The sequence below is a fragment of the Amniculibacterium aquaticum genome, assembly GCF_003852705.1.
Lineage (GTDB): Bacteria > Bacteroidota > Bacteroidia > Flavobacteriales > Weeksellaceae > Amniculibacterium > Amniculibacterium aquaticum.
Genome location: NZ_REFA01000027.1, coordinates 19,641 through 29,308 on the forward strand (window position 1 = coordinate 19,641; position 9,668 = coordinate 29,308).

10 protein-coding genes are annotated in these 9,668 nt (G+C 37.9%); 6 read left to right on the forward strand and 4 right to left on the reverse strand.

Features of this window, described 5'->3' with window-relative positions:
* Positions 1–48 precede the first annotated feature (48 nt).
* Positions 49–2,514: a type I DNA topoisomerase gene (gene topA / locus EIY84_RS10245; RefSeq protein ID WP_124642863.1), complete on the reverse strand. Its 2,466-nt coding sequence runs from the start codon at positions 2,512–2,514 to the stop codon at positions 49–51.
* 212 nt (positions 2,515–2,726) lie between these two features.
* Between topA and EIY84_RS10250 the strand changes: the two genes are divergently transcribed.
* On the forward strand, positions 2,727–3,131 hold the full coding sequence (locus tag EIY84_RS10250) for a DUF2062 domain-containing protein (RefSeq protein WP_164472037.1): 405 nt from the start codon (positions 2,727–2,729) through the stop codon (positions 3,129–3,131).
* A 58-nt stretch (positions 3,132–3,189) separates the two neighbouring features.
* Positions 3,190–3,819, forward strand: coding sequence for an NAD(P)H-dependent oxidoreductase (locus EIY84_RS10255; RefSeq protein WP_124642867.1), 630 nt, complete (start codon positions 3,190–3,192; stop codon positions 3,817–3,819).
* A gap of 77 nt (positions 3,820–3,896) precedes the next feature.
* On the opposite strand, the gene EIY84_RS10260 is transcribed toward EIY84_RS10255, so the two are convergent.
* Together EIY84_RS10260 and EIY84_RS10265 are read right to left on the reverse strand one after the other, a co-directional pair.
* The gene (locus EIY84_RS10260) at positions 3,897–4,637 is read right to left on the reverse strand and encodes a uroporphyrinogen-III synthase (RefSeq protein ID WP_124642869.1); all 741 of its coding nucleotides are present in this window, start codon (positions 4,635–4,637) and stop codon (positions 3,897–3,899) included.
* A 24-nt stretch (positions 4,638–4,661) separates the two neighbouring features.
* Positions 4,662–5,330, reverse strand: a complete 669-nt coding sequence (locus EIY84_RS10265) for a DUF4271 domain-containing protein (protein WP_241154781.1) — start codon at positions 5,328–5,330, stop codon at positions 4,662–4,664.
* 81 nt (positions 5,331–5,411) lie between these two features.
* Between EIY84_RS10265 and EIY84_RS10270 the strand changes: the two genes are divergently transcribed.
* From EIY84_RS10270 to EIY84_RS10285, 4 genes are read left to right on the forward strand one after another with little or no spacing between them, the layout of a single operon-like run.
* Positions 5,412–6,128, forward strand: a complete 717-nt coding sequence (locus tag EIY84_RS10270; RefSeq protein WP_124642871.1) for a polyprenol monophosphomannose synthase — start codon at positions 5,412–5,414, stop codon at positions 6,126–6,128.
* Positions 6,125–6,502, forward strand: a complete 378-nt coding sequence (locus EIY84_RS10275; RefSeq protein ID WP_124642873.1) for a DUF4296 domain-containing protein — start codon at positions 6,125–6,127, stop codon at positions 6,500–6,502. The genes EIY84_RS10270 and EIY84_RS10275 overlap by 4 nt, the downstream gene beginning before the upstream one ends.
* Positions 6,502–7,638, forward strand: coding sequence for a tRNA guanosine(34) transglycosylase Tgt (gene tgt, locus EIY84_RS10280; RefSeq protein ID WP_124642875.1), 1,137 nt, complete (start codon positions 6,502–6,504; stop codon positions 7,636–7,638). The genes EIY84_RS10275 and tgt overlap by 1 nt, the downstream gene beginning before the upstream one ends.
* Positions 7,639–7,653: 15 nt before the next feature.
* Positions 7,654–8,748, forward strand: coding sequence for an LptF/LptG family permease (locus EIY84_RS10285; protein ID WP_124642877.1), 1,095 nt, complete (start codon positions 7,654–7,656; stop codon positions 8,746–8,748).
* Here the strand turns inward: EIY84_RS10285 and EIY84_RS10290 are convergent.
* Complete coding sequence (locus tag EIY84_RS10290) at positions 8,742–9,455, reverse strand: biotin--[acetyl-CoA-carboxylase] ligase (protein WP_124642879.1); 714 nt, start codon at positions 9,453–9,455, stop codon at positions 8,742–8,744. The two genes, EIY84_RS10285 and EIY84_RS10290, sit on opposite strands and share 7 nt — an antisense overlap.
* Between the last annotated feature and the right edge of the window lie 213 nt (positions 9,456–9,668).

The window sequence follows — 9,668 nt, forward strand, 5'->3', positions numbered from 1 at the left end:
AAAAAAGCCACTTGAAAATTACTCTCAAGTGGCTTTTTATAATACTTTTTATTTTCCGGCTTCAATCCATTTTTTCACAACCTCTAGACTCACCTCTTTTAATTCTTCAGCAATGTATTTTTCACCATCGTCCTTTTTAGGGATTTTGATCATCTTTTTACCTGCTTTAATAAAAGGTCCCCATCTTCCGTTTTCAATAGAAATCTTTTCTTTTTCCCATTGTTTGATGTATCGGTTGTTTTCTTTTTCAATTTTTGCGGCTATCAGCTCATGCATTTCATCTACCGTAAGATTTTCGAAATCGTATTTCTTAGGGACATTTACATACAAATCTTTGTACTTAATAAACGGACCAAACCTTCCGGATCCTTTTGTAACAGGCTCACCTTTGTAACTTGCCACCGGAGCATCGGCTTTTTGTTTTTCTTTTATGAAGTTTTCCGCAATTTCTTGTGTCACCGAAAAAGGATCTGTTGCACGACCAATAGAAATAAAGGCATCGCCCCATTTCACATACGGCCCGTAACGACCAACACCCACAGACACTGCTTTCCCATCATATTCTTGCAAATCGAAAGGAATCTTAAACAAGTCCAAAGCTTCCTCGAATGTTATGGTTGCAATATTTTGAGTGGTTAGCAACGATGCAAAAGATGGTTTTTCCTCATCATCTATTTCACCAATTTGTATCATGGGACCATATCGGCCAATTCTCGCATAGACATTCTTCCCCGTTTTGGGATCAATGCCCAGTTTTCGCTCACCGGTTGCACGATCTGCATGCTCTTCTACATCCTGGATAATGGGGTGGAAATTATCATAAAACCCTTTCAACACCTGCTTCCACTCCTCAGCTCCACTGGCAATATGGTCGAAATCCTGTTCAACTTTTGCGGTAAATCCATAATCCAAAACCTCATTAAAATTGGAAATAAGAAAGTCATTCACCACTTCACCAATATCGGTTGGGACAAATTTATTTTTGTCCCCCCCAAATTTATCTACAATTATTTCCTTCTTCAATTCCTTTTTACCAAGAGTCATCTTTACAATTTCTCTTTCCTGCGGAACCAACTCACGCTTGTCCACATATTCTCTATTTTGAATAGTCTGTATGGTCGGCGCATAGGTAGAAGGACGACCAATACCCAATTCCTCCAATTTCTTCACCAATCCCGCTTCGGTATATCGAGCCGATGGCTTTGTAAATTTTTCGGTGGCTGTAATTTTTTTATATTCCAAAACCTCTCCCACAGTCACTTTAGGCAAAAGTTTATCGTTGCTTTCCTCCTCTTCACCTTCATTTTTTGTAACGCCATATACCTTTAGAAAACCGTCAAAAACAACCACCTCTCCTTGAGCTTCAAAACTCTGTGGCAATGTAGGATTCCCTATTTCAATGACCGTTTTTTCGATTTCGGCATTGGACATTTGCGATGCCAAAGTTCTTTTGTAGATCAGTTGATACAACTTGTTCAGCTGTACATCACCAATAGACTTTACTGAAAAATCAGTTGGCCTAATCGCTTCGTGAGCTTCTTGTGCTGCTGCCGATTTGGTGGTATAATTTCTAGGTTTAGAATATTTTTCGCCAAACTCCGATACAATATGAGATTTTGCCGCATCTATCGCATCTTTTGAAAGGTTGACCGAGTCCGTTCTCATATAAGTAATGAATCCCTCTTCGTACAACCTCTGAGCCACCCTCATTGTGGTTGTCACGCCATAACCCAATCGGTTAGAAGCCTCTTGCTGAAGCGTGGATGTCGTAAAAGGAGCCGACGCCGTTCTCGTTCCGGGTTTCAACTCGACATTTTGAACTTTAAATTCTGTATTTTTTGATAGGTTTAAAAAATCTTCAGCTTCCTTTTCGGTTTTGAAGTCTTTTTTCAGTTTAGCCGAAAGTTCCTTTTTCTCAGCATTTTGAAAAACACCATCCACCTTATATGAAGCCGTAGGCTTGAATTGTCGGATTTCCTGCTCTCTTTCTACAATCAATCGAACAGCCACGGACTGCACCCTACCTGCAGACAGCCGCGTTTTAACTTTTTTCCAAAGCACAGGTGACATTTCAAAACCAACTATCCTGTCCAATACCCTTCTGGCTTGTTGAGCATTAACAAGATTCTGATCTATATCTCTAGGATTTTCTACCGCTTTTAGGATTGCATTTTTTGTAATCTCATGAAAAACGATTCTTTTGGTATTTTCCGGTTTCAATTTCAGCTCTTGAGCCAAATGCCATGCAATAGCTTCTCCTTCGCGGTCTTCATCGGAAGCCAACCAAACCATTTCTGCTTTTTTCGCTGCGGCCTTTAGTTCGGCCACCAACTTTTTTTTATCGGTTGAGACTTCATAATCTGGAGAGAAAGAAGACAGGTCTATACCCATTCCTTTTTTTGGTAAATCTCGTATGTGTCCAAAGCTGGATTTTACTTCAAAATCAGATCCTAAAAACTTTTGGATGGTTTTTGCTTTTGCCGGGGACTCTACGATTACTAAATTTTTAGACATGCTTCAAAATTTTTGCAAAAGTAGATGTTTTTTTTGATACACAAATTTTAAGCTTATTTTTTTAAAAAATAGGAATAAGCAATCTTGCGCGTTTAACCTAAAAATAAAAGTCTATTTTTGCCGTTTCAAAACAAAATTCCGTTATAAAAAGAGCATTACACTATCCACGAATACTTTACAGATACTTCCGCATCAAAGGGTGGAAGCGTTTTTTGACTGAAAATATCTTGGAAAGCGGAGGCAGCAACAAAACCAAAGCCTTGTCCATCTCGTGCGGACTTTTGGTTGGTGTAACGCCATTCTATGGGTTTCATACTTTTATTGTTATATTTTTGGCCAGCGTTTTTAGGCTCAACAAGGTCATATCATTTTTATTCACCAGAATTTCCATACCGCCACTTTTCCCCTTTATTGTTGCCGCAGCACTTTTGATCGGATCTCCTTTCGTGGATCGCCCAACTTTGGATGGTGGGAACGAATTTTCTCTTTCTTTTTTTAAAGAACACCTCTATCAATATATAATTGGGACCAGCCTTTTAGGAATCGGACTTGCCGTTGTAGGAGGTTTTTCTTCGTATTTCATCTTAGAATACAAATCAAAAAGATCAAATCGATAGTTAGACTAAATAACTACGATTGGTTGTTTGGTTCTTTTCAAAATTTTAACTTTGTAGAATGAACTATTTAGAAGCACTACAACAGCGATATTCTGTTAAAAAATTTGACCCAAACAAGATCATTCCCAAAGAACATGTCGAAAACATTTTACAGGCCGGGAAGCTCTCAGCAAGTTCATTAGGACTGCAACCGTACAGGGTTATCGTGGTTGAAAGTTCCGAAGCGAAATCAAAACTCGTCCCTGCATTTTACAACCCTTCTCAAATTTCGACCTGCTCTCATCTTTTGGTTATCGTAAGTAAAAAGGGAATTGATGAGCAGTACATCAACGGATACTTTAGACAGATCAACGAAATCAGAAAAACTCCACTTCAACAATTGGAGCCGTTCAGAAAAAGCATCCATACGCATATTGAGAACAACAGTTCGGCTGAAATCATGAATTGGAACGAAAAACAAGGTTATATATTATTAAGCAATTTAATGTTTGCGGCTGCCCTAGAAGGTGTAGACACTTGCCCCATGGAAGGTTTCCGACAAGAAATATTGGAGGATTTATTAGACATCGATACCGATCATGAGAAAATAACCGTTACTTTATCTTTAGGTTTTAGGTCTTTGGATGATGATTTTCAGCATATGAAAAAAGTGAGAAAAAACGACGACGAGATGTTTAACTTCATCTAAACCGTCCTTCATTATATCATAAAAAAAACATCTTTCAAGTTGAAAGATGTTTTTTTTATAATGCAATCGGAAAAGAATTATTTATTCATTTCTCTGATGTACTTTTCTATAGCCATGGTCATGCTTGGCGTTTCTTTGGTTGGCGCCATAACATCTACACGGAAACCGACATCTTCCAAAGCCTTTTGGGTATTGGCTCCGAAGACACAAATTTTCATATTGTCTTGCTTGAAATTTTTAAAATTATGTTGCAAAGATTTAATTTCTTGTGGACTAAAAAACACCAACATATCAAAATCATTGATCTTGATATCATTCAAATCCGAACTTACCGTTCTGTACATAATCGCACGAGTCCAGTCAATTCCAGATTTATCCAAAACCGAAGAGATGCTTTCACTTAGCACATCTGCAGAAGGCAAAAGATATTTCTCGTCCGGATATTTTTTAAACAAAGGAGCAAGATCGGCAAAAGTTTTCTCGCCAAAAGAGATCTTTCTTTTTCTGTAAACAACATGCTTTTGCAAATAATTGGCAATTGCTTCGGACTGACAAATGTACCTCATGGTATCCGGCACAGAAAAACGCATTTCTTCAGCCAGGCGGAAATAATGATCCACAGCATTTTTACTGGTTAGGACCACGCCTGTGAACTGAGAAAGATCAATTTTTTGAGCTCTTAACTCTTTTGCATCAACACCTTCTACATGAATAAAAGGTCTAAACTCGATATTGATTTTTTCCTTTTTTGCAATCTCCAAATATGGAGAGGATTCGCTTGGTTTAGGTTGCGAAACCAAAATGGACTTAATTTTCATCACACTATTTATAGTAAATTCTTCTTATAAAAACAACAATCTCCAAAGCACCCCAATAGGGATAATTTGAAGTGTGCAAATATACAAAATTTTATAGTACCAATCTTCAGGCAATATTGAATTTTTATTAAAACCATAGAAAAATAGCTTAAATACAAAAACAAACACCGCGAAAAACCAATAATATCGCAATACTATGCCATGATCTATACCAAAATAATAATGCACAATATTAATTATCATGATTATTAAAGAAAGAATAAAATAAAACTTGGTGGACACAAAAACCAGTCTAGTCCAGCGATCGCCCTCATTAATGCTCATATAAAAAAGATAAGAGACCAGTGACTTTGACACATAAAAAAGTGTAATTGCAAGCAATGTAAATCCCCATTTATTCAGTTCCCACCCAAAAAGATGATATTGCGAAATTGTTTTTGGCACAACAGGTATATATTGTGAAAGTAATACGGCCATAACCAAGACAAACACCATAGAAACAATAACCCAATTGGCCAATAAATTGGCTCCTTCCGAAATGGGATGAAGAATAAAATCCTTTAAACTGGACTCCCTATTCAGAGAAAGCAACATGAAAACATAAGCAAACAAGCCTATGAGAATAGAGGCGATTACCCAATCGTTATTTTCCGTCCAACGGATGTAATTAATGGTACTAAAAGTAATATACAACGGCGCAGTTTTTGCAAAAGTAGAGAATATTTCAATCTCTTTTAATCTAAAAAAGAGAAATACCTATCTTTGCAGTCGAAAATGAAGAAACTAGTCATCATACCCACCTACAACGAAAAGGAGAATATCGAACCCATCATCTCCGCAGTACTTGGCCTTAACCAAGACTTCCACATCTTGGTTGTGGACGACTCATCGCCGGACGGAACTGCCGATATTGTTAAAACAATCCAAAAAGACCACCCTCACTTCTTACATCTTTCTGTAAGAAAAAATAAAGACGGACTTGGAAAAGCCTACATCCACGGCTTCCAATGGGCTTTGCAAAACGACTACGACTATATTTTCGAAATGGATGCCGACTTTTCGCACAACCCGAAGGACCTCCCTAGACTTTTCGAAGCGTGTACAAAAGCCGACATGGCAGTAGGATCGCGATATTCCACAGGTGTCAATGTGGTTAACTGGCCCATGGGAAGGGTACTCCTATCCTATTTTGCATCAAAATATGTTCGTTTCATTTTGGGCATTCCGGTACACGATACCACGGCAGGATTTGTATGTTTCTCCAGAAAAGTCCTAGAAGAAATTGGCCTGGACAACATCAAACTTAAAGGCTACGGCTTTCAGGTTGAGATAAAATTCAGAACTTACAAAAAGAAATTCAAAATTGTAGAAGTCCCCATCATTTTCACCAACAGAATTTTGGGTGAAAGCAAAATGAACGGGGGCATCATTGGTGAAGCCGTATTTGGAGTCCTCAATTTAAAATTAAAATCCCTATTCGGAAAGTTATGAAAAACTGGGCTTTACTTTTAGTTTTCACAAGTATATTTTCGTGCAATTCTATTTTAGAAAAACCAAAAAATTTAATTTCTAAAGACGAAATGACCCAACTTTTGGTAGAAATGGCGTTGAACGACCAAACCAATTACATCAACCCGAGTGGAAACATGGAAAACGGCGTTCGTTACATCTTGCAAAAACATAAGATAAAAGGAAAGGATTTTACCGACAGTTATGAATATTATATCCTGAACAACGACATACAAGACATCTATCAAGATGCACAAGATATCATTTTAGAAAAAGATCCAAAATCCAAAAAATACATTTTGGAAGCTATGGAAAGAAACAAGAACATCACGACCCAGAAACAGACCTTGCAATAATGAAGCAGAATTTTTTTGAAATAGAAAAAAATACCGAGAGCAAAGCCAGAGCCGGACTGATCACCACCGATCACGGCAGCATACAGACTCCTATTTTTATGCCTGTTGGCACTGTAGCATCGGTAAAAACCGTTCACCAAAGAGAACTGAAAGAAGATATAAAAGCTCAAATTATTTTAGGCAATACCTATCACCTGTACCTAAGGCCTACCATGAACATTATGGAAGAAGCCGGCGGGTTGCATAAATTTATGAATTGGGACTTACCGATCCTGACCGACTCCGGAGGCTTTCAGGTATTCTCTCTTTCCAACACCAGAAAAATGACTGAGGAAGGGGTAAAATTCAAATCGCACATCGATGGAAGTTACCATTTTATTTCGCCCGAAAAATCCATGGAAATCCAAAGACAAATCGGCGGCGATATCTTTATGGCCTTTGACGAATGCACACCCTACCCGTGCGAGTACAACCAAGCAAAAGAATCGATGGAAATGACCCATCGATGGTTAAAAAGATGCATCAAGTGGACGGAAGAAAACCCTGAAATCTACGAACACAAACAACGCCTATTCCCTATCGTGCAAGGATCTACCTTTTCCGATCTTAGAAAAATTTCGGCCGAATTCATCGCCGAACAAAACGCAGAAGGAAATGCCATAGGTGGACTTTCTGTTGGCGAACCAGAAGAAGAAATGTACAGAATAACCAACGAAGTTACCGATATCCTCCCTAAGGAAAAACCAAGATACCTGATGGGTGTGGGTACTCCGTGGAATATTTTGGAAAGCATCGGATTGGGAATCGATATGATGGACTGTGTGATGCCAACCAGAAATGCCAGAAACGCCATGATATTCACTTGGCAAGGCGTTATGAATATGAAAAATGAAAAATGGAAAAAAGACTTCTCACCGCTGGATGAATTCGGGACCAGTTTCGTGGACAAAGAATACTCCAAAGCGTATGTCAGACATCTTTTTGTTTCTAAAGAATATTTGGCCAAACAAATTACATCCATCCACAACCTTGCTTTCTATTTGGATTTGGTAAAAGTCGCTCGAGAACACATCATGGCTGGAGACTTCTACCAATGGAAGGACAGCATTGTCCCAATCTTAAAACAAAGACTCTAAAAAAACTTTCTGATTGTGAAAATAATTGACCGCTATATCATCAAAAAATATCTTGGAACTTTTGGTTTCATGCTGTTGCTATTATCCATAGTGGTTTTGGTCATCGATGTACAAGAAAAATCGCCAAGGATAGAACGAAGCGGATATACCGTTACCTATTTTTTGACGCATTATTATCCGTTTTGGATCATCTATCTCATCATGACTTTTATGTCCATTTTGATTTTTATTTCGGTTATTTTTTTCACTTCTAAAATGGCAAACAACACCGAGATTGTTGCCATTATCAGCAGCGGGACCAGTTTTCATAGATTTGCAAAACCGTATTTATACACTTCCTTGTTTATTGCTTTTCTTTGTTTGATCATCAATCATTTTGTATTGCCTTGGGCCAATATCAAAAAAAATGCATTAGAAGCCTACACCTACAACGAAGCCAACAAAGAAAAGACTCTAGGAAGCAGCCCCGTTTCGGCACAGATCAACCTGAACGAATATGTTTTCTTTGCCAGCTACAATAAAAAAGAAAAAAGAGGGACTGGATTAAGCTATCAGAAATTTAACAAAGACAAAAAGATGCTTTATCAATTGACCGCTGCAGAAGCCAATTGGGACGCAAACAAAAAAGTTTTCTCGATGAGCAATTATCAGGAAAAGACGGTCAACAAGGACGATTCCGAAAAATTATCCGAAGGAAACATCAAAGAAATCAGTTTTGGACATCCACCAGAAGAGCTTTTCCCCGATCAACTTTTAGGACAAAACAAAACCACTCCGGAACTACTCAAATTCATTAAAAGAGAAAAAGAAAAAGGCAACGGTAACCTAAACACATATCTGAACGAGCTCTACCAAAGAACTTCCATGCCGGCATCGGTTGTTATTTTAACATTTTTAGCACTGTCCCTTTCCTCTCAAAAGAAAAGAGGAGGTCTCGGCATGAACCTTGCCATCGGTATCGCCTTGGCTTTTGTCTTTGTATTTTCATTCGAAGCTTTGAAAGTCGTTTCCGAAAACAAAACTTTACCTCCACTTTTAGCCATGTGGTTACCCAACATCGTTTTTGCACCGCTGGCTTTACTTTTATATTTGAAACGAGCCAATCAATAAAGCAATTTCAATTCTTTATAGGTAAAAGTTTTCAAGCCTTCATTTTCCAATTCGACATGGAGAAAACCTTGTGCATCGACCAAACGAATTATGCCATTTTGTCGCATACCCTTGATTTCGAAAACAGAAATTTCATTTTTTCTAAACAGGTTCAGATTGTACAATTCAAGAACTTCAGCCTCATCACATTGTAAGACATTTCCACAAAGAAAATCGTGAAATTCTTTTGCAAAATCATCAACCCTGAAACGAATCCCTGTTTGTGACAACACGGATCCCGCGGAACTAAGACCAAGAAAATCAACCTGCAACAGGTTCAGCCCAATCCCGAAGACATAATACTCAACACCTTGGCATTTCATTTTTTCAACCAAAAGACCGGCGACTTTTTTATTGTTGATGATGATGTCGTTCGGCCATTTTATTTTCACCTTTGCATCCGTCAATTTGTCAAGAAAATACCTGCATAAAACTGCGGTATGAAAATTGAAGGACAAAGCAGAAGCTTTATAATCTTGACACCTTACTGCAATGCTATATGCCATGTTCATTCCTTCACCAGAATCCCATTGGTTACCATATTGTCCCCGACCTTTAGTTTGCTTATCGGTAAAGACGGCCAATATGCCATCAGGATGAACTGGAAGGTAATTAAGGATTTCATTTTGTGTTGATTCGCATTGATCAAGTTGGATGAGAGGGTTCATTTAAGAAAACTTTAAGAGTTTGAAGCCCTAAAAATAAAGCTTAAGTAAAGAAAAAACAATAAATTTGCAAATTATATAATTTTTTTTAATGAACTTGTTTAATGTTTCCTAATCAAAATACAACAGAATGCGAGCAGATGAAAATCCCTCCAATGTTTTTCTTTAGTTTCATATCGTATTAATAGCGCTTTAAAGCTATCTATCCAAGCGTTC

Bases quoted from the DNA above. Each gene is read 5' to 3' on its own strand.
- topA (WP_124642863.1), bottom strand. From the start codon at position 2,514: ATGTCTAAAAATTTAGTAATCGTAGAGTCCCCGGCAAAAGCAAAAACC.
- EIY84_RS10255 (WP_124642867.1), top strand. From the start codon at position 3,190: ATGAACTATTTAGAAGCACTACAACAGCGATATTCTGTTAAAAAATTT.
- EIY84_RS10260 (WP_124642869.1), bottom strand. From the start codon at position 4,637: ATGAAAATTAAGTCCATTTTGGTTTCGCAACCTAAACCAAGCGAATCC.
- EIY84_RS10270 (WP_124642871.1), top strand. From the start codon at position 5,412: ATGAAGAAACTAGTCATCATACCCACCTACAACGAAAAGGAGAATATC.
- EIY84_RS10275 (WP_124642873.1), top strand. From the start codon at position 6,125: ATGAAAAACTGGGCTTTACTTTTAGTTTTCACAAGTATATTTTCGTGC.
- tgt (WP_124642875.1), top strand. From the start codon at position 6,502: ATGAAGCAGAATTTTTTTGAAATAGAAAAAAATACCGAGAGCAAAGCC.
- EIY84_RS10290 (WP_124642879.1), bottom strand. From the start codon at position 9,455: ATGAACCCTCTCATCCAACTTGATCAATGCGAATCAACACAAAATGAA.